Origin of the sequence: Micromonospora sp. NPDC005686, assembly GCF_042871665.1 — a bacterium.
In the GTDB taxonomy this organism is placed as follows: domain Bacteria; phylum Actinomycetota; class Actinomycetes; order Mycobacteriales; family Micromonosporaceae; genus Micromonospora.
The window spans coordinates 257975-278535 of the sequence record NZ_JBIAIY010000003.1 but is presented as its reverse complement, the minus strand read 5'-3'; the positions used below and the strand labels follow the sequence as shown (position 1 = coordinate 278535).

18 protein-coding genes are annotated in these 20561 nt (G+C 74.2%); 10 read left to right on the top strand and 8 right to left on the bottom strand.

Annotated features, from left to right (window positions below):
• Positions 1-15: 15 nt before the first annotated feature.
• Together ACFYON_RS08430 and ACFYON_RS08425 are read right to left on the bottom strand one after the other, a co-directional pair.
• On the bottom strand, positions 16-945 hold the full coding sequence (locus ACFYON_RS08430; RefSeq protein WP_354864048.1) for a universal stress protein: 930 nt from the start codon (positions 943-945) through the stop codon (positions 16-18).
• A 21-nt stretch (positions 946-966) separates the two neighbouring features.
• A complete protein-coding gene (locus ACFYON_RS08425) occupies positions 967-3639 on the bottom strand; it encodes a cation-transporting P-type ATPase (protein ID WP_354864050.1) in 2673 nt (890 codons plus the stop codon).
• Positions 3640-3751: 112 nt separating this feature from the next.
• Here ACFYON_RS08425 and ACFYON_RS08420 point away from each other — a divergent pair, with 112 nt between their 5' ends.
• The 4 genes from ACFYON_RS08420 (at position 3752) to ACFYON_RS08405 (ending at position 6634) form a co-directional block, all read left to right on the top strand.
• A complete protein-coding gene (locus tag ACFYON_RS08420; RefSeq protein WP_354864052.1) occupies positions 3752-4564 on the top strand; it encodes a hypothetical protein in 813 nt (270 codons plus the stop codon).
• A gap of 76 nt (positions 4565-4640) precedes the next feature.
• Positions 4641-4829 (top strand): ribonuclease, encoded by a 189-nt coding sequence (locus ACFYON_RS08415; RefSeq protein ID WP_354864054.1) that lies wholly within the window; start codon positions 4641-4643, stop codon positions 4827-4829.
• 34 nt (positions 4830-4863) lie between these two features.
• Complete coding sequence (locus ACFYON_RS08410; protein WP_354864056.1) at positions 4864-5337, top strand: hypothetical protein; 474 nt, start codon at positions 4864-4866, stop codon at positions 5335-5337.
• 76 nt (positions 5338-5413) lie between these two features.
• Positions 5414-6634, top strand: a complete 1221-nt coding sequence (locus ACFYON_RS08405; protein WP_354864058.1) for an MFS transporter — start codon at positions 5414-5416, stop codon at positions 6632-6634.
• Between the two features lie 287 nt (positions 6635-6921).
• Here ACFYON_RS08405 and katG read toward each other — a convergent pair whose 3' ends face one another.
• The 3 genes from katG to ACFYON_RS08390 form a co-directional block, all read right to left on the bottom strand.
• Positions 6922-9198: a catalase/peroxidase HPI gene (katG, locus tag ACFYON_RS08400; RefSeq protein ID WP_354864060.1), complete on the bottom strand. Its 2277-nt coding sequence runs from the start codon at positions 9196-9198 to the stop codon at positions 6922-6924.
• A gap of 26 nt (positions 9199-9224) precedes the next feature.
• The gene (locus tag ACFYON_RS08395; protein WP_354864062.1) at positions 9225-9650 is read right to left on the bottom strand and encodes a Fur family transcriptional regulator; all 426 of its coding nucleotides are present in this window, start codon (positions 9648-9650) and stop codon (positions 9225-9227) included.
• 128 nt (positions 9651-9778) lie between these two features.
• On the bottom strand, positions 9779-10780 hold the full coding sequence (locus tag ACFYON_RS08390) for a glycoside hydrolase family 11 protein (RefSeq protein ID WP_354864064.1): 1002 nt from the start codon (positions 10778-10780) through the stop codon (positions 9779-9781).
• A 515-nt stretch (positions 10781-11295) separates the two neighbouring features.
• On the opposite strand from ACFYON_RS08390, the gene ACFYON_RS08385 reads away from it, so the two are divergent.
• Entirely contained in the window at positions 11296-12885 is a 1590-nt protein-coding gene (locus ACFYON_RS08385; protein WP_354864066.1) for a ricin-type beta-trefoil lectin domain protein, read from the top strand.
• Between the two features lie 27 nt (positions 12886-12912).
• Here ACFYON_RS08385 and ACFYON_RS08380 read toward each other — a convergent pair whose 3' ends face one another.
• The gene (locus tag ACFYON_RS08380) at positions 12913-13392 is read right to left on the bottom strand and encodes a hypothetical protein (protein ID WP_354864068.1); all 480 of its coding nucleotides are present in this window, start codon (positions 13390-13392) and stop codon (positions 12913-12915) included.
• A gap of 108 nt (positions 13393-13500) precedes the next feature.
• Between ACFYON_RS08380 and ACFYON_RS08375 the strand changes: the two genes are divergently transcribed.
• Complete coding sequence (locus tag ACFYON_RS08375; RefSeq protein WP_354864070.1) at positions 13501-14175, top strand: 4'-phosphopantetheinyl transferase superfamily protein; 675 nt, start codon at positions 13501-13503, stop codon at positions 14173-14175.
• A 9-nt stretch (positions 14176-14184) separates the two neighbouring features.
• On the opposite strand, the gene ACFYON_RS08370 is transcribed toward ACFYON_RS08375, so the two are convergent.
• Positions 14185-15156, bottom strand: a complete 972-nt coding sequence (locus ACFYON_RS08370) for a PaaX family transcriptional regulator C-terminal domain-containing protein (RefSeq protein ID WP_354864072.1) — start codon at positions 15154-15156, stop codon at positions 14185-14187.
• Positions 15157-15394: 238 nt separating this feature from the next.
• Between ACFYON_RS08370 and ACFYON_RS08365 the strand changes: the two genes are divergently transcribed.
• The 4 genes from ACFYON_RS08365 (at position 15395) to ACFYON_RS08350 (ending at position 19420) form a co-directional block, all read left to right on the top strand.
• The gene (locus tag ACFYON_RS08365; protein ID WP_355096678.1) at positions 15395-16738 is read left to right on the top strand and encodes a PHB depolymerase family esterase; all 1344 of its coding nucleotides are present in this window, start codon (positions 15395-15397) and stop codon (positions 16736-16738) included.
• A gap of 193 nt (positions 16739-16931) precedes the next feature.
• On the top strand, positions 16932-18062 hold the full coding sequence (locus ACFYON_RS08360) for an ABC transporter permease (protein ID WP_354864076.1): 1131 nt from the start codon (positions 16932-16934) through the stop codon (positions 18060-18062).
• Positions 18059-18784: an ABC transporter ATP-binding protein gene (locus ACFYON_RS08355; RefSeq protein WP_354864078.1), complete on the top strand. Its 726-nt coding sequence runs from the start codon at positions 18059-18061 to the stop codon at positions 18782-18784. Before ACFYON_RS08360 ends, ACFYON_RS08355 begins: the two co-directional genes overlap by 4 nt.
• A 51-nt stretch (positions 18785-18835) precedes the next feature.
• On the top strand, positions 18836-19420 hold the full coding sequence (locus ACFYON_RS08350; protein WP_354864080.1) for a TetR/AcrR family transcriptional regulator: 585 nt from the start codon (positions 18836-18838) through the stop codon (positions 19418-19420).
• A 182-nt stretch (positions 19421-19602) separates the two neighbouring features.
• Here ACFYON_RS08350 and ACFYON_RS08345 read toward each other — a convergent pair whose 3' ends face one another.
• Positions 19603-20502, bottom strand: coding sequence for an ROK family protein (locus ACFYON_RS08345; RefSeq protein ID WP_354864082.1), 900 nt, complete (start codon positions 20500-20502; stop codon positions 19603-19605).
• Positions 20503-20561 lie beyond the last annotated feature (59 nt).

Sequence of the window (20561 nt, the reverse complement as noted above, 5' to 3'; positions counted from 1 at the left end):
GGCGGTGACGCGTCATCAGCCCGGTGTGGCCGGCTCTCCGGACCCGGCCAGGTCACGGGCCACCTCCGGCAGGTTACGCACGATCACCAGCGGCGAGTGGGCGTGGTGCAGCACCGCGTGGCTCACCGACCCGAGCAGCAGCCCGCCCAGCGCGCCGCGGCCGTGCGCGCCGACCACCACCAACTGGGCGTCCTTCGACTGCTCCACCAGCACCCGGGCCGGGGCGCCGCGGACCGACCGCTGCCGCACCGGCACGTCCGGGTAGCGCTCGGCCCAGCCGGCGATCGACTCGGCGACGACCCGCCTGGACTCCTCTTCGAGCGCCGCCGGGTCGTACACCAGGGGCAGGATGTCGCCGGGGCCGATCGGGGTGGGATACAGCCACGCGTGCAGCACGACCAGCGGCGCGTCCCGGCGGGCGGCCTCCTCGTACGCGAACCCGACCGCCGCGGTGGACGACTCGGAACCGTCCACGCCGACCACGACCGGGCCGTCGGCGCGCGCCTCGCCGCGCGTCACCAGCACCGGGCAGTGCGCGCGGGCCGACACCTGGAGCGTGACCGAGCCGATCAGCAGGCCGGCGAAGCCGCCCAGGCCGCGGTGGCCGAGCACGATCAGCGCCGCGTCGCGGGACTCGGCGACGAGCACCGCCGCCGCCGCGCCGTCGGCCACCACGCCGGTGACCGGTACGTCCGGCGCGACCTTGCGGGCCTCGGCGACCGCCTCGGCGACGCACCGCTCGGCCTGGTTGCGCAGGCCGGCGCCGGCGGGCGCGCCCGGCGCCGGGGTGAGCGGCGCGCGGGTCAGCGGCCAGATGAAGGCGTGCACCACCTGCAACGGGCGGTTGCGGTCGGCGGCCTCGCGGGCGGCCACCCGGACCGCGTCCAGCGCGGCGGCGGAGCCGTCCACGCCCACCACGACGGGGGCCTGCGGGCGGATCGTCATGACATCCTCCTTCGCTCGTCCTCAGCCTGCCCGTCCGGCGGCCGGCCCGGCAGGGCCGTCGGTCCCCACCCGGGGGTCGCCGGTCCCCCGGAAGCGGCGGGTCAGCCGCAGCACCAGACCGGGCAGTACGCCGATCGCGGCGCAGGCCAGCAGGTCGAGCGCGCTGAGCGGAGACGTGCCGAGCAGCTCGCGCAGGGGCGGCAGCAGCACGCCCGCCACCTGCAGGACCGCGGAGACCGCGACCGCCACCGGCAACGCGAGGTTGCGTTCGCGCGTGCCCGGCGTACGGGTCGCGCGGACCGCCAGCGCCACGCCGAGCTGGGCCAGGCCGAGCACCACGAACACCACCGACTGCCACGGCCGGTCCGCCGCCGCGGCCCAGACACCGGCGCCGAGCGTCGCCGCGGCGATCAGCGCGCCGGTGAGCAGCACGTCCCGGCCCAGGCCACCGCCGAGCACCGACTCCTGCGGCGAGCGGGGTCGCCGGCGCAGCGTGCCCGGCTCGGCCGGTTCCGCGCCCAGCGCCACCCCGGGAACGCCGTGGGTGAGCAGGTTGATCCAGAGGATCTGCGCCGGCAGAAGCGGCACCGGCAGGCCGACCAGCGGGCCGAGCAGCATCACCGCGATCTCGGCCACGCCACCGGCGAGCGCGTAGCGCAGGAACCGGCGGATGTTGTCGTAGATGCGGCGGCCCTCACCGATGGCGGTCGCCACAGTGGTCAGGTCGTCGTCGACGAGCACCAGGTCGGAGGCCTGCCGGGCCACCTCGGTGCCGCCGCCCATCGCCACGCCGATGTCCGCGCGGCGTAGCGCCGGGGCGTCGTTCACGCCGTCGCCGGTCATCGCCACCACGTGCCCCTGGTTCTGAAGGCCGGCGATGATGTCGAGCTTCTGCTCCGGCTGGGTCCGCGCGTACACCCGGGTCTCGGGGTGGGCCCGGCCCGGGTCGCCGTCGTCGCCGTTGGCGAGCGGGTCGCCGTCGCGCCAGAGCCCGAGCCGCCCGCCGATGGCGGCGGCGGTCGCCGGGTGGTCACCGGTGATCAGTACCAGCCGAATGCCGGCCTCCTCGAAACCCGCGGCGATGCCGGGCGCGGCCGCCCGCAGCGGGTCGCCGACCGCGACCAGGCCCAGCGGGCGCAGGCCGGTCGGCCGGGCCGGGTCCGGCACGGTGTCGACCACCGCGGCGGCGACCGCCAGCACCCGGAGCCCTTCGGTGGCGAGCCGGTGCGCGGCGTCGGTCAGCTCGGCCAGTTCCCCGGCGTCGGCGTCCACCAGCGGCGCGGCCAGCAGGTTCTCCGGGGCGCCCTTGCAGACCACCAGGTAGCGCCCGTCGTCGCGGCGGTGCACGGTGGTCATCCGGCGCAGGTCCTGGTCGAACGGGGCCTCCGCCACCCGGGGCCAGGCCCCGCGGGTGGTCTCCGGGTCCAGGCCGCAGCGGGCGCCGAACGTGACCAGCGCCGCCTCCAGCGGGTCACCGATGGCGGTCCACTCCGGCCGTTCGTCGGTCGGTGGCGTCACGGTGGCGTCGTTGCAGAGCAGCCCGGCGCGGGCGAGGGCGCGCAGCTCGTCGGGGGCGCTCACCGGCTCGCCCCGGTGGTGCACCTCGCCGTCGGGCGCGTAGCCGATGCCGGTGACGGCGTAGCGGTCGCGGCCGGGGACGACCGCGTACTGCACCGCCATCCGGCCCTCGGTGAGCGTGCCGGTCTTGTCGGAGGCGATCACCGTGACCGAGCCGAGGGTCTCCACCGCGTGCAGCCGGCGGGGGATGGCCCGGCTGCCGGCCATCCGGCGCGCGCCCAGGGCAAGTGCGAGCGTGACGACGGCGGGCAGCGACTCCGGCACGGCCGCCACCACGAGGCTGACAGCGGTGACCGCCATCTGCGTGACCGGCCGCCCGTCGAGTACGCCGATCGCGAAGACCAGCCCGGAGAGCACCACGGCGGTCAGGCCGAGCACCCGGCCGAGGGAGGAGAGACGTCGTTGCAGCGGGGTGGGCGCCGGCCGGGTCGCCGCGACGAGGGCGCTGATCCGGCCCAGCGCGCTCGCCGCGCCGGTGCGCACCACGGTTCCGGCGGCACGGCCGGTGGTGACGACGGTGCCCGCGCTCGCCTCCTCCCCCGCGGCCCGGGCCACCGGCACCGACTCGCCGGTCAGCGCCGACTCGTCCAGGCTGAGGCGTACGGCGGCGGTGAGGTCGAGGTCGGCGGGCACCACGTCGCCCGCCTCCAGCCGGACCAGGTCGCCCCGGACCAGGTCGGCGGCGGGCAGCACGAGGTCGCGGCCGTCGCGGACGACGCGCGCGGTCGGCGCGGCGAGCCGGTCCAGCGCCGCGACGGCCCGGTCGGCGCGTACCTCCTGCACCACGCCGATCGCCGTGTTGATCAGGACGACCAGCACGATCACCGCGGTGTCCGGGTAGTCGCGCAGCAGCGTGGTCACCACGGCGGCGGCCAGCAGGAGCGCCACCAGCGGGTCGGTGAGCTGGCGGAGGATCCGGCCGGCGAGTCCGCGCTTGCGCGGGGCGGCCACGGTGTTCGGACCGTCGGCGCGCAGCCGGGCGGCCGCCTCGGCGGAGCCGAGCCCGGTCGCGAAAGCCGGAGAGATCTCGGTGGGCGTCGTCGCTGTAGCGGGCCCGCCGTTGAACACCACATCGTCCTCCGTGTCGTCGCCGCCCGCGCCGGGCCGTTCCAGCATGGCGCGCCAGGATATGCGGGTCGCAGGGCCGAGGACCTGTGGGGCCCGGGACCAACGGCCCTCAGGCGGTACGGGGCAACGCGACACCCGGCTCGTCGGTAACGTCTGCGCGATGAGCCGGACACCCAGCGCCACCCGGCCGAAACCTCTGTCCCGTCACCGGTGGGTCCGCAGCGCGCTCGCGGTGCTTTTCCTCACGTCGGCCGGTTGCGGCAAGGGGATCGGGGAGGAGAGCGGCGACACACTGGCGCGCGACGCCGCAGCGGCGGAGGCGAAGCAGCTCAACACGGAGCTGGGGCACCGTGACCGGGTGCGGGACGCCGGGTCGATCGCGGCGGCCGAGATCATCGAGGAGGCGGGGTCCACCACGCCGGGCAGCGGTGCGACAGTCCGGCGGGAGGCGCTGGCCTGGTCCGGCCGCACCGCCCGGGACGAGCGGGCAACCGTCGACGTGCGGTTCGTGGTGACAGTGACCGAGCAGCCTCAGGTATCGATCGGCGGCGCGAGCAACACCGCCGGTGAGGCCGTCCGCTGCTACCGCTACGAGTTCCAGCTCTACCGCTACACGACGTACCGCGAGATCGACTGCCCGAGCGGCGCCGCTCCCCCACCACCCACTGCCGCGCCGGTGCCGGGCCTGCCCGAGGACGGGCGGAAGCGGCTCACCGCAGTGCTGCGCGACGCCACCCCGGCCACGCTCGCCGCAGCGGTGCGGGCGGCCTTCCCGCAGGAGTGGATCACCGTCGACACGACAGTGCACGAGGGCGCGCTCGTCGCCGCCGTCGGCGTACCGGCCGAACGGGACTGCCTCCTGCTCGTGCGCACGCCGGCCGGCAGGATCGAGTCCCCCGGGTACGACCGGATCTGGCTGGAACCGGGCGAGACCGGCTGCAGGACGGGCCTGTACGTCTCACCGCCGCGCTGAGCACCCGCCGGTTCGCCGCCGCGTGGCCGGGGCGTCCGCCCGGTTTGGCGCTGCGTGGCCGGGGCACCTGACGGTCATGACGGATCCGGAGCAGTTCCAGCGGCAGCAGGAGGGCGCGCTCGAGCGCGGGCAGGTGTTCCAGGACTCGGAGGGGCGGCGTACCCGGGATCCGGGTGCCGGGGCGGAGAACGCCGAGAGCGAGGCCGACCGCAATGCCGAGCACCTGGCACGTGGCGAGGTCGGCCCGGGCCTCCCGGAGGACTGACGCCCCGAGCCGGATGTCAATGTAGCGTTGACGGGTGACCCCCGGGAGCCTGTCCGAGATCGCCGCGGCTCGGGTCGCGCTGGACGACCGCGAGCTGGACCTGATCGACCGGGCCCGCCACGACGGCGCCACCTGGGCCGAGATCGCGCAGGCGCTGGACCTCGGCAGTCGGCAGGCCGCCGAGCAGCGACGGCAACGCCTCGTGGCGGCTCGCCGGGCCCGCCTCACCCGGCTCGACCCGGTCGCGTCCCCCGAGGTGCCGGCGCTGCGGTCGGCCGTCACCGACCTGCATCGCTGGATCGAGGCGGATCGCGCGTGGGACGGCCGGTTCCCCCGCGCGGCCCTGGCGCGGCGCACCTGCGCGCTCGCCCTCGACGCCACCACCGGGCCGCTGCACACGCTGGCCGCGAACCTCGCCGCAGACCTGACCGGGCCCGGACAGGCGCTGCCCGGGCCGGCACGCGACGCCGCCCGGCGCATCGCCACCGCACTGTCAACACGACATTGACGTGCGCTTGACGCATTGCTCCTCGACGGCTCAACTCCCGAAGATGAGTCCACCAGGCTCAATCTTTCGGGGGACCATGCGCCGCAACGCCGTCCTGTTCGTGGCCGTCTCGCTGCTGTCCGGCCTCGGCGGCAGCGCCATGGCCCTGGTCTCCGGCATCTGGATCCTGGACCTCACCGGCTCCACCGGGCTCGCCGCCCTGGCCGGTCTCTGCGTCTACGCCCCGACGCTGGCCGGACCGTGGCTCGGCGGCCTGCTCGACCGGGCGCCCCGGCGTCCCCTGGTGATCGGCGTCAACCTCGCGCTCGCCGCCGCGCTGCTGAGCCTGCTGGCGGTACGCGGGCCCGGCCAGGCGTGGCTGATCTACTTCGTCTCGCTCGTCTACGGCGTCGGCTACGTGCTCGTCGACGCCGGCGAGACCGCGCTGCTGCCCGCCGCGCTCCCGCCGGCCCGGCTGGCCGACGTCAACGGCTGGCGGTCGAGCGCGCAGGAGGGCATGAAGCTGGTGGCGCCGCTGGCCGGCGCGGGACTGTACGCGTGGCGGGGCGGCCACGTCGTCGCGGTGCTCGCCGCCGCCGTACCGGTGCTCGTGGCCGTCCTGTACGGCGCGCTGCGCCTGACGCGGACGGCACCCGCTCCCCCGCCCGCGCGCCCGGTGGGAGTGCGGGACGGTCTCGCCGCGCTCCTGGCCCGGCGGGCGGTACGCGTACCGGTGGCGCTCGCGGCGGTGTCCATCGCGATGTCCGGCTTCACCACCGCGGCGTTGTACGACGTGGTGGTGACGGACCTGGCGCTGCCGCCGGCATCTCTCGGCGTGCTGGCCAGCGCGCAGGGCGGGGGTTCGCTGCTCGCCGGGCTGGTCGTCGGCCGGCTCGTCCGCCGCCACGGCGAGATCGCGATCGGGGTCGCCGGCACCGTCCTGTTCGCGGCCGGCTGTCTGGGACGCTGCCTGCCGTGGTGGCCGGGCACGCTCGCCGCCTCGGTGGTGATCGGCGTCGGCCTGCCGTGGACGCTCGTCGCGGCGGTCACCGCCGTGCAGACGTACACGCCGCAGGCGATGCTCGGGCGGGTCGCCGGCACCGCGAACACGGCGATGTTCGGCCCGATCACGCTCGCCATCCCGCTCGGGTCGGCGGCGGTCGCCGTCGGCGGCCGGCCGCCACTGGTGCTCGCCGCCGTGGTGTGCCTGGCCGCGGCACTGGCGGCGGCCGTCCGGCCGGGTCGTCAGCCCGCAGCCGGCGGGCCGGACAGGTGGCGGACCAGCGCCGGCCGGGAGCGCAGCCGCGGCTTCCGGTAGACGTTGCCGTCTGACCGGCGCGGACGCGGCCCGTCCCCAGGGGTGACGGGGACGGGCCGCACGATCGTCAGCGCCAGGTGTCGCTGACGGCGCGGGTGCCGCCGGACGGGGTGGTGAGGCGACGATCCATGCTGGACGGCGCTACCGAGCGCCGGAAGGGCTCCCGCTGCCTGGGACGGGGTGAACCGATCAGCTGCGCACCCACGCGCGGCGGCCGCCGGTGCCGAAAACGGCGAGCCCCGGCCCGTCGCGGCGCGACGGACCGGGGCTCGGGACGGTACGGCGGATCAGGCCAGGTCGAAGCGGTCCAGCTCCATGACCTTCGTCCAGGCGGCGACGAAGTCGCGGACGAACTTCTCCCGCGCGTCGTCACTGGCGTAGACCTCGGCCAGCGCCCGCAGCTGCGAGTTGGAGCCGAAGATGAGGTCGACCGCGGTGGCGGTCCACTTCACCTGGTCGGTCGCGAGGTCCCGGATCTCGTACACGTGCTCCTCGGACTCCGCCGCCTTCCACCGGGTGCCCGGGGACAGCAGGTTGGCGAAGAAGTCGTTCGTGAGCACGCCGGGCCGGTCGGTGAGCACGCCGTGCGCGGCGCCACCGACGTTGTTGCCGAGCGCGCGCAGGCCGCCGACGAGGACGGTCATCTCCGGCGCGGTCAGGTTCAGCATGTACGCGCGGTCGACGAGCAGCACCTCCGGCTGGGTCTTCTCGCCCGGCCGCAGGTAGTTGCGGAACCCGTCGGCGCGCGGCTCCATCACCCGGAACGACTCGACGTCGGTCTGCTCCTGCGTGGCGTCGGCGCGACCCGGGTGGAACGGCACCGTCACCTCGACACCGGCGTCGCGCGCCGCCTGCTCGACAGCGGCCGAGCCGGCCAGCACGATCAGGTCCGCGAGCGAGATCCGGGCGCCACCGGCGGCGTTGAACTCCTGCTGGATGCCCTCCAGGGTGGAAAGCACGACAGCGAGCTGCTCGGGCTGGTTGACCTCCCAGTTGCGCTGCGGCTCCAGCCGGATCCGCGCGCCGTTGGCGCCACCGCGCTTGTCGGTGGAGCGGTAGCTGGCGGCCGACGCCCAGGCGGTGGAGACCAGCTGGGCGGTGGTGAGGCCGGACTCCAGCACCTTCGCCTTGAGCGCGGCGATGTCGGCGTCGTTCACCAGCTCGTGCTCGACGGCCGGCACCGGGTCCTGCCAGAGCTGGGCCTCCGGCACCCACGGGCCGAGGAAGCGGCTGACCGGGCCCATGTCACGGTGCAGCAGCTTGTACCAGGCCTTGGCGAACGCCAGCGCGAACTCGTCCGGGTTCTCCAGGAAACGGCGGGAGATCTTCTCGTACGCCGGGTCGACACGCAGCGACAGGTCGGTCGTCAGCATGGTCGGCTTGTGCTTCTTCGACGGGTCGTGGGCGTCCGGGATGATCGCCTCGGCGTCCTTGGCGACCCACTGCTTCGCGCCGGCGGGGCTGGTGGTCAGCTCCCACTCGTAGCCGAAGAGGATCTCGAAGAACCGGTTGCTCCACTGGGTCGGGCGGTCGGTCCAGGTGACCTCGAGACCGCTGGTGATCGTGTCACCACCCTTGCCCTCGCCGTACGTGCTCAGCCAGCCCAGGCCCTGCGCCTCCAGCGGCGCACCCTCCGGCTCGGGGCCGACGTGCTGGTCGGCGGGGCCGGCGCCGTGGGTCTTGCCGAACGTGTGGCCGCCGGCGATCAGCGCGACGGTCTCCTCGTCGTTCATCGCCATCCGGCGGAAGGTCTCGCGGATGAAGTGCGCCGCCGCGAGCGGGTCGGCGTTGCCGCGCGGGCCCTCCGGGTTGACGTAGATCAGGCCCATCTCGGTCGCGCCGACGCCGGCCACCATGTCCTTCTCGGTGGCGTAGCGCTCGTCGCCCAGCCAGGTGTCCTCGGGGCCCCAGAAGATCTCCTCCGGCTCCCAGACGTCCTCGCGACCGAAGCCGAAGCCGAAGGTCTTGAAGCCCATCGACTCGAGGGATACGTTGCCGGCGAGCACCAGCAGGTCGGCCCAGGAGATCTTCTGGCCGTACTTCTGCTTGACCGGCCAGAGCAGGCGGCGGGCCTTGTCCAGGTTGGCGTTGTCCGGCCAGCTGTTCAGCGGGGCGAACCGCTGCCCGCCGTCACCGGCGCCACCGCGGCCGTCCTCGATCCGGTAGGTGCCCGCGGCGTGCCAGCTCATCCGGATCATCAGGCCGCCGTAGTGGCCGAAGTCGGCCGGCCACCAGTCCTGCGAGGTGGTGAGCACCTCGGTGATGTCCCGCTTGAGCGCCTCGACGTCGAGCTTGGCGAACTCCCTGGCGTAGCTGAACTCCGGCCCCAGCGGGTTGCCCTTGTGCGAGTGGGCGTGCAGCACCGACAGGTCGAGCTGGTTGGGCCACCAGTCCCGGTTGCTACGCGGACGACCGCCGGTCTTCGGGGTCGGCGAGTCGATCGCCGGGTTCTCGCTCTCGCTGCCGTGCGCGGTCACGGAGTCGTGCGCGACCGGGCATCCGGCCGCCTCCTTGGCGTCCACGCCCTGCGGGCTGACGGGCCGGTTGTCCTGGGTGTCGCTCATCTGTTTCCTTCCGAACTGGCGGATCACTAGGCGGTGCGGTCGGCCGCACAGCCGGGGCAGGTGCCCCAGTAGACGACCTCCGCCTCGTCCACCACGAAGCCGTGGTCGTCGGAGGCGGTGAGACAGGGGGCGTGGCCGACGGCGCACTCGACGTCGGCGATGGCGCCGCAGGAACGGCACACGACGTGGTGGTGGTTGTCTCCCACCCGCGACTCGTAACGCGCCGTGGCGCCGGCCGGCTGGATGCGCCGGATCAGCCCGGCGTCGGTGAGTGCCCGCAGCACATCGTAGACCGTCTGGTGGGAGACGGTGGGCTGCTCGGCGCGGACCAGCGCGATCACGGTGTCGGTGTCGACGTGCGGGTGGTCACGCAGCGCGGCCAGCACCGCCAGGCGGGGCCGTGTCACCCGCAACGAGACCGCCCGGAGCTGCGTCTCGAAGTCGGCCGTCATGCGTCGACCTTAGTCCGGTCTTTTGGAATCAATCAAGTTTTTGCCAAGGTGTGGCGGCTGTCACGTGCTTCGGGCACGCGAAACGGGGGTGCCGCGCCAGGCGCGGCACCCCCTCCCCGGAAGAAGGTTCAGGCGGCGGAACAGCTCGCCGTCGGGGTGTTGCTGTTGCCGTTCTTGTAGAGCGTGACGCCGAAGCTGTTGCCGTTGCCGTTCGGGCGCGCGGTGAGCGTGCCGCTGGTGCCGCTGACCGACGCGTTCCAGCTGTTCTGCAGGCTCTGGCCACCCTGGGTCTGGATGTTGACCACCCAGTTGCTGGTGCCGCTGACCGAGAAGGTCACGTTGAACCGGTCGCCCCACTCCTCGGCCCGGCTGACGCTGACCGTGCAGCCACCGTTGTTCGGCGGCGGGGTGGTCGGGTCGCCACCACTGGTCCCGCCGATCGTGATGTTGGAGTTGCCGCTGCTCTGGTAGCCCTCGGTGGCCAGGATCTGGTAGTCGTGCGTACCGAGGTTCATGCCGTAGCGGGACCAGGCGTCGAAGTGGTTACCGGCGTTGATGGTGCCGCCCACGCGCTTCGACTGCCGGACGCTCCAGTACTGGTAGAACGTCCGCGTGCCCTCGATCGACGGGGCGTTCACCCGCTGGGTCCGGTAGACGTCGTACGTGCCGCCGTCGGAGGACACCGAGCCCATGTAGCCGCTGCCCGGCGGGCGCCAGCTACCCCAGCTGTCGACGATGTAGTACTCGACCAGCGGGTTGCGCGTCCACCCGTAGAGCGTCAGGTACGCGTTGCCGGAGGGGTTGAAGCTGCCGGAGTAGCTGACCGTGCGGCGGCCGCCCGGGTTCCAGCCCTTGCCGGCGACGAAGTTGTTGATGTTGCTCCACTGGGTGCTGTACTGACCGCCGTTGCCCATGGTCATGGAGACGTTGCCACTGTCTTTCCAGAAGGAATAGAAGTAGCCGTTGTTGGTGCCGGTCGAGTTCGACGTGACGGTGGTGTCGGCGTAGGCCGGACCGGACGTGACCGCCGTCGCCCCGGCGGCGATCAGCGCCACGGCGCAGGCGCCGCCGAGGACCATCCTGAGACCTCCGCGCCTGCGGATGCCCGTACGGACGGGGGCGTCTTTCATGGACGGGTTTCCTCCCTGTGACGACTGGCGGGCGGCCAGCCGGGTGGCGCGAGCCGGGTGCGCTCGCCCGCCCGCGAACGGCGGGACCGGGGCGACAGCCGCGCCACGGGTGGTGGTAGGACATCGACGTCAATCGAGATACGCCGATGGCCACAGTATTGGAGTGCCGGTTCATCCTGTCAACAAGTTCCGGAAATGTTGTGGTAACCGTTGCCGGACTCCTGAGGAGGCGTTACGGCTGCCGGAAAGGGCGTCCGATCAGCCCTTTCGGAATGTCGGCGGGCCGCCGGCAGGGGCCGGGACCGGGATCGAGTTCCGAAAGTTTTCGGTCCCGTTCCGGATCAACACCGCCCCACCCGGCCCGGACACCCGGACCCGGCCGTAGTGTCCACATTGACGGCCCGCCGGTCGGTCGGTTCAATGGCGGCCGGACCGGAGTCGGACCCGATTCCGGCCGGGTGAACCGAGGACGTCGCGCACCCGTCCGGCGTACGTCATCACCGGAAGGACCGCCTGTGACACCCGATGCCCCCGGCCCGCGCTCCCGGCCGCGCCGGATCCCGCGCGGCGTCGTCGCCGCCGGAGCCGCCGGCCTGGCGGCGCTGAGCCTGGTGGTCGCCGCCCTCGGCTGGAACGTCGCCACCGCCCGCGACGACGCGCCGGCCGGTCGAACCGTCTCCGCCGAGCAGCTCACCGCCGTCCGGACCGCGGCCCGGTCCTGCCCCGTGCTGACCCCGGCGCGGCTGGCCGGCCAGTTGATGGCCGAGTCGGGTCTGGACGGCCGGGCCGAGCGGACCGCGTCCGGCGGGCGGGGCCTGGCCGGACTGGACGACGAGCGGTGGCGGACCTGGGCGCCGTGGCCGGACGCGCAGCGCACGGACGCCGCCGTCAACGTCCTCGCGCTGGCGCACCACATGTGCGACCTGGCCGGTCAGCTGCGCGCGGCGGCCGTGCCGGGTGACCCGTGGCGGCTGTCGCTGGCCGCCTTCCACACCGGGTTCGACGAGGTCCGGTCCGCCACCGGAGTGCCCTCGGCCGCGCTGCCGTACGTCGAGGAGGCGGCCCGGTACGCCGCCTACTACGGCCGGCTGGCCGGCTTCGCCGAGTCCGGTCCGGTCAGCGAGGGCGAACGGCGGCAGCCGAAGGCGGTCCCCGCCGCGTACGTCCGCCTGGTGGTGCGGGCCGGCTCGGTGTGCCAGCAGGTGCCGCCGGCTGCGGTCGCCGCCCAGCTGATGGCCTCCTCCGGCTTCGACCCGAACCTGCTCGGCGCCGACGGCCGCAAGGGCATCGCCCAGTTCCGGCCCGACGTGTGGCGTGCCCACGGGCCGTCCGGCGCCTCGCCGTGGGATCCGCGGGCGGCCGTGCCGGCGGCCGGCGCCACGCTCTGCGCGCTGCGGCGGGAACTGGCCGCGCTCGACGGCGACCCGGACCTGCTGGCGCTGGCGGCGTACCGCAACGGGACCGACGCCGTGCGCCGCACCGGCGGCGACTTCGACGCCGGCACGCAGGCGTTCCTGCGCACGGTCCGGGAGTTCACCGACTTCTACGCCCTCGACGGCCGGCTGCGCGGCACGCCGCCGAGTTCCGGCACGCCCGCCGCCAGCACGCGCACGCCGAAGCCGTCGTCCTCCCCGTCCACGCGCCCGTCCACGCCGTCGCCTGCGGCGGGCAAGCCGGGCAAGCCGGGCCAGCCGGAGAAGCCGGCCGCGCCGGCCCGGCCGGCCGGCGCGAAGCAACTCGTCGGCAAGGAGACCGGTCTGTGCGCCAGCGGCGGCAGCGGGGACGGCGTACGCGTCGTCCTGCGTGCCTGCCGGGAGGAGCGTGCTCAGTGGTGGACGTTCGCCTCCGACGGCAGCGTCCGGGTCAACGGCGGCCTCTGCCTGGACGTGGCCTGGGGCGAGAAGCGCGACGGCGTGCCGGTGCAGACCGCGTGGTGCAGCGGCAACCCGGCACAGAAGTGGGAGTGGATCGAGAGCCAGGGCCGGCGGTCGCTGTTCAACCGGGCCACCGACCGCTGCCTGGACGTCGACGGGCACTCCGCGGGCGCCCCGCTGAACGCCTGGACCTGCGTGTTCAACGTGAAGCAGACCTGGTCGCTGCGCTAGCCGCGCGACCAGGCCCGCCCGGCCGGATCAGGGGGTCACGCCCAGGAACAGCCCGAACAGCCCGCAGCAGATCAGGCCGACGACGGCCAGCGTGACCAGCATGACGCTGTAGTTGGACCACAGGCCGAACCGGGTGACGTCGGTGCCGTATCCGTCGTAGACCCGGTTGCGCCAACCGCCGAAGCGGAACGAGAGGTGGTGGGCGGCCCCCGGCTGCACCGCGAGCGCCGTGGTGACCAGCGGGAAACCCATGAAGTCGGTGTACCGGACGTCGTGCGAGCCGGCCGGCACCGCGACGTGCCACGTCCCCTCGCCGGGGATCGCGACCACCTGGCGGTCGATCTTGAAGCGGCTGGTCACCGGCACGGGAATCGCGTACGGCCCGCGGTTCACCGAGACGACGAGCACGCCGCAGCCGGGCGGTGGGGCGATCGGGTGCGGGTAGGCGATCAGCGGGCTGACGCCGCCGGGCATCGGCGGGTACGGCTGCGAGGGGAGGTAGGACACGGCCAGATTCTGACACGGCCCCGCCAGCTGTCGATCTTCGCGTGACGGCCCGCGGCACCGGGCGCGCAGGCGGGCGCCCGCGTGACGGGCGAGGTTACTCTGCCGTCCATGCGGGACGCCGTCCAGGTCTGGATCGTCGCCGCCGAGGTGCCGGCGGACGAGCTGGCCCGCTACCGGTCGGTGCTCGACGCGGACGAGCGGCGCCGGGCCGCGCGGCTCGGCACCGAGGCGCTGCGGGACCGGTTCACCGTGGCGCACGGCGCGCTGCGTCTCCTGGCCGGGCGGGCCACCGCCACGTCACCGGCGGCGCTGGCCTGGCGGCCGGGCCGGTACGGCAAACCGGCGCTGATCGGCCCGGGGGCGGGCCTGCACACGAGCCTGTCGTACTCCGGCGATCTCGTGGCGGTCGCGTTGAGCGAGGACCGGCCGGTAGGGGTGGACATCCAGCACGTCGCGCCGGGCGGGGACCCGGTGTCCGCGTCCGTGCGCCTCTTCCATCCGCAGGAGGCACGGCACGTCGCCGCCGGGGCCGACCACGCCGACCGGGCGCTGCGGTTCACCCGGCTCTGGGCCCGCAAGGAGGCGGCCGTCAAGGCGGCCGGGGGCCGGCTGTGGCCCAACCTCGGCATGCCGGTGCACCGGGGCGACGTCGTCGAGTGCGTCCGGCCTGCCGGCCCGCACCGGCTCGCCGACCTGCCCGCGCCCGCCGGGGTCGCGGTGGCTGTCGCGCTGGCCGGCGACGGGCCGTACGCCGTCGAGGGCCGCTCCCGCGTCGGCGGGTGACCGTCGCGGTCAGCCCGCGGTGGCTCCGCACCCGTCCTCGCCCACGCCGGCGAGCATGTCGGTGGTGGTGTGCGCCCGGATGCCGGCCGGCACCGGGTCGGCGAACCGCGCGACGACCGCCCGGACGTGGGTCTCGGCGGGCTCGGCCAGGCCGTCGTAGACGGCCGCGAACAGGTCCCGGGCCGCCCGGCGCGGCCACCCGGCCGGGAGCAGCTCCAGCGGCAGCCGCGGGTCGAGGGTGGGAAACCGCCGGTACGTGTCCATCACCTCGGTCCGCGCTCGCACGGCCGTGGCGCCGTCGACCGTGGCGAGGCGCGACGCCAGCGGGCTCCACCGGCGCAGGAACGCCTCGTACCGTCCGCTTATCGCATCGACGTCCCAGGCGTCGACGGGGGCGCGCTGGCCGATCGCGTCCAGCGCGTCCTGCCGGCCCCGGAACACGGTGACCGCGCCGAGGGCGAGCTGGGCGAGCCGGGCCCGCGCGGGCGCGGCGAGCTCGTACGGCGATATCCACAGCCCGTCGTAGAGCGGCGCGAAACCGAGCCAGCGCAACTGGCCGCGCAGCGCACGGCGCTGCGCCCCGTGGTCCTGCGGCAGCGAGAAGGCGACGATGGTCCAGCAGCCGTCCCACGCCTGCACCTCGGTCGTGGAGGCGATGATCCAGTTCCCGCCGGCGGACAGGTATTCGGCGGCGGTGCGGCTGAGCCGGTAGGAGCTGTTGCGGCCCTGCCGGCTGCCCTCCAGCACACCACGGCGGGCCAGCCGGCTGATCGCGGTACGGGCGCCGGCGCTCGTCACACCGGCCTCGCCGAGCAGGGCGACGATCGCCGCGGACGGCAGGGCGGCGCGGGTACGCAGCGTGTAGTCGGCGAGCAGGGTCACCGCGACACTCTGCGGCGACGTGCCGGCCTGCCGCCGGGGCAGCCGCGCCGCGGGCCCCTCGTCCGGGTAGATCTCCTCGATGTCGAACGGGTTTGCCACACGCGCTCCGGGCTCGGCTCAGGGACGGTGCACCGACTGTAGACGAACGCCGCCGCAGCTCATCGGAGCACATCGATTGACACTTCAGCGTCCGGCGGGAACACTATGTGCCACACGACGGAGCCGGGCCGGGCGAGACACGTCAGTGGGCGAGACGCGGCAACCGCGGCGGTCCGGGCCGCCGACGCGGCGCGTACCCGCCCGTCACCGCCCGCACAGGGCGATCGAAGGAGATTCCGTGAGAATCAGAGCCAAGATGGTGGTGGCCCTGGCCGCGTCGCTGGGGGCGGCCGGCCTGGTGCTCCCCACCGTCCAACCCGCCTACGCGGCCTCGCTGACCGAGGTGACCAGCTTCGGCGACAACCCCGGCCGGATGCGCATGCACGTCTACGTACCGGACAACCGTCCGGCCCGTCCGGCCACCGTGGTGGCCATGCACGGCTGCGGCGGATCCGGCCCCGGCTTCTACTCCGGCAGCGAGTTCGCCAGCCTGGCCGACCGGTACGGGTACATCGTGATCTATCCCAGCGCGACCCAGCAGGCCGGTTTCGGCAACTGCTTCGACACCTGGTCCGACGCGGCCAAGCGGCGCGGCGGCGGCAGCGACCCGGTGTCGCTCATCTCGATGGTCCGATACGTCCAGCAGCAGTACGGCGCCGACCCGGACCGGGTCTACGCCACCGGAAGCTCGTCCGGCGGCATGATGACCAACCACATGCTGGCGCTCTACCCGGACGTCTTCAAGGCCGGCGCGGCGTTCATGGGCGTGCCGTTCAACTGCTTCGCCGGCGCCGCCGACTATCCCCCCGGCGCCAGCCAGTGCACCGGCGGGAACATGAACCGCACCCCGCAGCAGTGGGGTGACGCGGTCCGCCAGGCGTACCCCGGCTACACCGGACCCCGTCCCCGGGTGCAGTTGTGGCACGGCACGGCCGACACGCTGGTGCCGTACTCGCTGCTCCAGGAGACGATCGAGCAGTGGACGAACGTGTTCGGGCTCAGCCAGAACCCCACGTCCACCGACACGCCGCAGTCCGGCTGGAACCGGCGCCGCTACGCCGACAGCACCGGCACCGTCCAGGTGGAGGCGTACAGCATCCAGGGCGCCGGGCACAGCCTGCCGTCGGCCGGCATGGCCGCGGCCGCGCTGGCGTTCTTCGGCCTGACCAGCACGCCCAGCCCCACCACCACGGCCAGCCCGACGGTGTCGCCGAGCCCGACCGTCTCGCCGACGCCGGGCCCGACCACCCCGCCGCCCGGCACCGGCGCCTGCTCGGTGAGCATCGAGCTGAACGCCTGGAACAACGGGCTGACCGAGAACATCACCATCACCAACACCGGCACGACCGCGGTTAACGGCTGGTCGCTGACGTTCACGCTGCCCGGCGGCCAGACCATCACCTCGGGCTGGAACGCGTCCTACTCCCCCGCCTCGGGTCAGGTGACCGCACGCAACGTCGCGTACAACGCGGCCATCCCGGCCCGCGGCTCGACCACCATCGGCTTCCAGGCCACGCACACCGGCAACACCGCCCGGCCCGGCTCGGTCAGCCTCAACGGCTCGCCCTGCACGCTCGCCTGACCGGCGCTCCACACTCCGGCGTTTCTTCCCACGGCGCCGGGGACGGCCCCGCGACCCGAGAGGTCGCGGGGCCGTTTCACGCGCACGTCCCGCCTTGCGGTGTGGTCGGGTAGACAGCCGCCGCTCCCTTTTTGCCGACACCGCGTTGCTAACATAGCGACATGGTGTCGACAAGTTTGAAAGGTGGCGGCTGATGTTCCTGGCCATTCGCGAGCTGGGGTTCGCGCGGCTGCGATTCGCCCTGATGGGGGCCGTGATCGCGCTGATCTCGGTGCTGATGGTGATGCTGTCCGGCCTGTCCGTCGGGCTGGTCCGCGACGGCGTCTCCGGCCTGCAGAACCTGCCGGTCACCTCGTTCGCCTTCGCCCACGGCGTGCAGCACGACTCGGCGTTCTCGCGCAGCGTGGTGGACGCCTCGGCGGTGGACACCTGGCGCGACCAGCCGGGCGTGGCGGAGGCGACAGCGTTCGGCAACACGCTCATCAACGGGCGTACCGACGGGGGCACCGAGGTCGACCTGGCGCTGTTCGGCGTCGAGACCGACTCGTTCCTGTCACCCGCCGTCGGTGAGGGCGACCGCCTCGGCCCGGCGGACGGGATCGTGGTGAGCCCCACCGCTGTCGACGCGGGCCTGCGCGTCGGCGACACGGTGACCGTGGACCGGCTCGGCACCCGGCTGCGCGTGGTCGGCGTCACCGAGCAACAGGACACCTTCGGCCACGTCGACGTGGCGTACGTGCCGCTCGCCACGTGGCAGGCGATCAAGTCCGGTACCCCGGCCGGCGCGCAGGTGCCGGCGCAGGCGGCCCAGGAGATCACCGCCGTCGCGGTCCGCGCCGCCGACGGCGACTCGGTGGACCTGGCCGCGGGCGACAAGGCGGCGGGCACGGAGAGCATGACGCTCGACGAGTCCTACGGCGCCTCTCCGGGCTACACCGCCGAGACGACCACGCTCCAGTTGATCCAGGGCTTCCTCTACGCGATCTCGGCGCTCGTGGCCGGCGCGTTCTTCGCGGTCTGGGCGATCCAGCGCAAGCAGGAGGTCGCGGTGCTGCGGGCACTCGGCGCCTCGACCCGCTGGGTGCTGCGCGACGCCCTCACCCAGGCGCTGATCCTGCTGGCCCTCGCCATCGCCGTCGGCATGGGGATCGGCCTCGGCCTCGGCGCGCTGATCTCCGGCGGCAACGTGCCGTTCGCACTGCACCCGCAGAGCATCGCCGCCGCCGCGGCCGGCCTGCTCGTGCTCGGCCTGGCCGGCGCGGCAGCCGCCGTCGTCCGCCTCACCTCCATCGACCCGGCGACCGCCCTGGGAGGCAACCGATGAGCAGCCGGCGCACCCCGTACCCCTCGACTCCGGGCACCACTCCGGCCGCCCTCGGCCTGGTCATGCGCGGCGTGCACCTGCGTCACGGCGACGGCGCGGAGACCGTGCACGCGCTCGACGACGTCGACCTGACCGTCACGCCGGGCGAGCTGGCCGCGATCGTCGGGCCGTCCGGCGCGGGCAAGTCCAGCCTGCTCGCCGTCGCCGGTGGGCTGGCCCGCCCCGACGAGGGGGCCGTCACGGTGGCCGGGCACGACATGACCGTGTCCAGCCGCCGGGCGCGCACCGAGCTGCGCCGCCGGCACGTGGGGTTCGTGTTCCAGTCGGGCAACCTGCTGCCCGCGCTGACCGCCGCCGACCAGCTGCGCCTGCCGCTTCGGCTGGGCGGGCGGCGGGAGCGGTCCGGCCGCGGCCCGCTGGAGATGCTCGCGCACGTCGGCCTGGCCGGCAAGGCCGACCGACGGCCGCACCAGCTCTCCGGTGGCGAGCGCCAGCGCGTCGGGATCGCCCGGGCGCTGATGACCGAGCCCTCGGTGCTGCTGGTGGACGAGCCGACCGCGGCCCTGGACCGGGCCCGCAGCCACGACATCGTCCAGCTGCTCGCCCAGGAGGCGCGGGAGCGCTCGGTGGCGGTCGTGATGGTCACTCACGACCACGACGTGCTGCAATACTGTGACACCGTTTACGAGATGGTCGACGGCAAGCTCGCCGCGAGCGGCTGAGCACGACCGCGGGGAACGACGCGGGCGACGGGGAGAGACGGGGAGGTCGGCGTGCCGAAGATCCAAGCCTCGACCGTTGCGGAACACCGGGCCGCGCAGCGGGCGGCGTTGCTGGACGCCGCCCGCGCCCTGCTCTCCGAGCACCCGGAGCGGATTCCGAGCCTCGCCGACGTGGCCCGGCACGCCGGGCTGGCCCGTTCCAGCGCGTACTCGTACTTCAAGTCCCGCACCGACATGTTCGACGTGCTGGTCGCCGACACCTTCCCCCGGTGGTCGGCCTTCGTCGAGAAGCAGATGGCCGAGGCCGGCACGCCGGGAGCGAGGATCCTGGCGTACGTCGAGGCCAACCTGCAACTGGTCGCCCGGGGGGACCACGCGCTGGCCCGGGCGCTGGCGTCGGCGGGTGACAGCGAGGTGCTGGCGACCTCCAGCCGGCTGCTGCACGACAGCCTCGAAGCGCCGCTGCGCGCCGCGCTCACCGAGCACGGGGCGAGCGACCCGGACCGGATGGCGGAACTCGTCCAGTCCATCGTGTACACCCTCAGCCGGATGATCGAGAACGGGCTCGACCTGGCGGTCGCGACCGGTCTCGCCCGCGAGTTGCTCGCGCCGTACCTGCGACCGGACGCCGGCTGACCCGAAGCCCGCGGCCGGGCCGGCGGCGGGCGCGACGTGTCCCGGCCCGGCGCGGGTCCTCGGCGACCGGGCCGCAGATCCAGGAGGCGGCCGCCGCGTTCCGCACATGAGCCGGCCGGCGCGGACCGGGCGGGGCACACAGCTGCGCGCCCCGCCCGGCGGCGTTTCCCCGGTGGTCGCCTTCAGACCACCGCGGGCTGGGCCTCGGTGGCCAGGGCGAGCGCGCCGAGCAGCGCGGCGTCCTGCGCGAAGTCCGACAGCACGATCTCCGGCGGGTACGGCAGCGTGTGGGTGAGCCGTTCGCTGAGCAGCTCACGCACCAGGTCGTTGCCGGCGACGCTGCCGACCAGCACGATCCGCTGCGGGTCGAGCAGCAGGCAGCACGTGATCAGCTGACGGGCCAGTTCGTCGACGCGCCGGCGGAGCTGCTCGCGTACCGGGCCGGGCTGCTCCGCGGCCGCGCACAGGCCGGCCGCCCGGCCGTCCACCCCGAGCCGCTGCGCCAGCTCGTCCAGGGCCCGGCCGGAGAACGTCGCCTCCAGCATCGGTTCCAGGCGAGGCGGCCAGCTGAGGTCGGTCAGTCCGTAGGCGATCTCGCCGGACGCGCCGTGGCGGCCCGGCAGCACCTCACCGTTGACGGTGACCGCCGCGGCCACCCCGGTCCCCAGCCCGACGACGAGTCCCGGGTCGGCGTCGCGCAGCGCACCGAGCCGCAGCTCGGCGTGGGCGGCGGCCTTCAGGTCGTTGACCACCCGCACGTGCGCCACGTTCAGGTGGGCGCGGACCGCGTCGGCCAGCCGCAGCCGTTCCCAGCCGGGGACGTTCGGCGCCAGTTCGATGCCGTCGTCGTGCACGATGCCGGGTGAGGCGATGCCGGCCGCCACGATGGTGCCGCCGGTCTGCTCGGCGAGGTCGCGCGCCCGGTCCAGCGCCCGGGTGAGGGCCTGTTGCGCGCCCTGCTCGGCGTTCGTGGGCAGGCGCTCGGAGACGAGCAGCCGGCCGTCGGTGTCGCCCACACCGATGGCCATCTTGGTGCCGCCGAAGTCGATGCCGAGCAGGCGCGAATTTGCCGGTCGTTCCATGGTGATGTCAGATCGCCCTTCGGGCCGTCGGTCCAGATCACGTGGTCGCCGCGACACGA

Excerpts from the sequence above, each read along its gene's own strand:
- ACFYON_RS08430 (WP_354864048.1), bottom strand. The coding sequence starts at position 945 with ATGACGATCCGCCCGCAGGCCCCCGTCGTGGTGGGCGTGGACGGCTCC.
- ACFYON_RS08425 (WP_354864050.1), bottom strand. The coding sequence starts at position 3,639 with ATGCTGGAACGGCCCGGCGCGGGCGGCGACGACACGGAGGACGATGTG.
- ACFYON_RS08420 (WP_354864052.1), top strand. The coding sequence starts at position 3,752 with ATGAGCCGGACACCCAGCGCCACCCGGCCGAAACCTCTGTCCCGTCAC.
- ACFYON_RS08415 (WP_354864054.1), top strand. The coding sequence starts at position 4,641 with ATGACGGATCCGGAGCAGTTCCAGCGGCAGCAGGAGGGCGCGCTCGAG.
- ACFYON_RS08405 (WP_354864058.1), top strand. The coding sequence starts at position 5,414 with ATGCGCCGCAACGCCGTCCTGTTCGTGGCCGTCTCGCTGCTGTCCGGC.
- katG (WP_354864060.1), bottom strand. The coding sequence starts at position 9,198 with ATGAGCGACACCCAGGACAACCGGCCCGTCAGCCCGCAGGGCGTGGAC.
- ACFYON_RS08395 (WP_354864062.1), bottom strand. The coding sequence starts at position 9,650 with ATGACGGCCGACTTCGAGACGCAGCTCCGGGCGGTCTCGTTGCGGGTG.
- ACFYON_RS08390 (WP_354864064.1), bottom strand. The coding sequence starts at position 10,780 with ATGAAAGACGCCCCCGTCCGTACGGGCATCCGCAGGCGCGGAGGTCTC.
- ACFYON_RS08375 (WP_354864070.1), top strand. The coding sequence starts at position 13,501 with ATGCGGGACGCCGTCCAGGTCTGGATCGTCGCCGCCGAGGTGCCGGCG.
- ACFYON_RS08360 (WP_354864076.1), top strand. The coding sequence starts at position 16,932 with ATGTTCCTGGCCATTCGCGAGCTGGGGTTCGCGCGGCTGCGATTCGCC.
- ACFYON_RS08355 (WP_354864078.1), top strand. The coding sequence starts at position 18,059 with ATGAGCAGCCGGCGCACCCCGTACCCCTCGACTCCGGGCACCACTCCG.
- ACFYON_RS08345 (WP_354864082.1), bottom strand. The coding sequence starts at position 20,502 with ATGGAACGACCGGCAAATTCGCGCCTGCTCGGCATCGACTTCGGCGGC.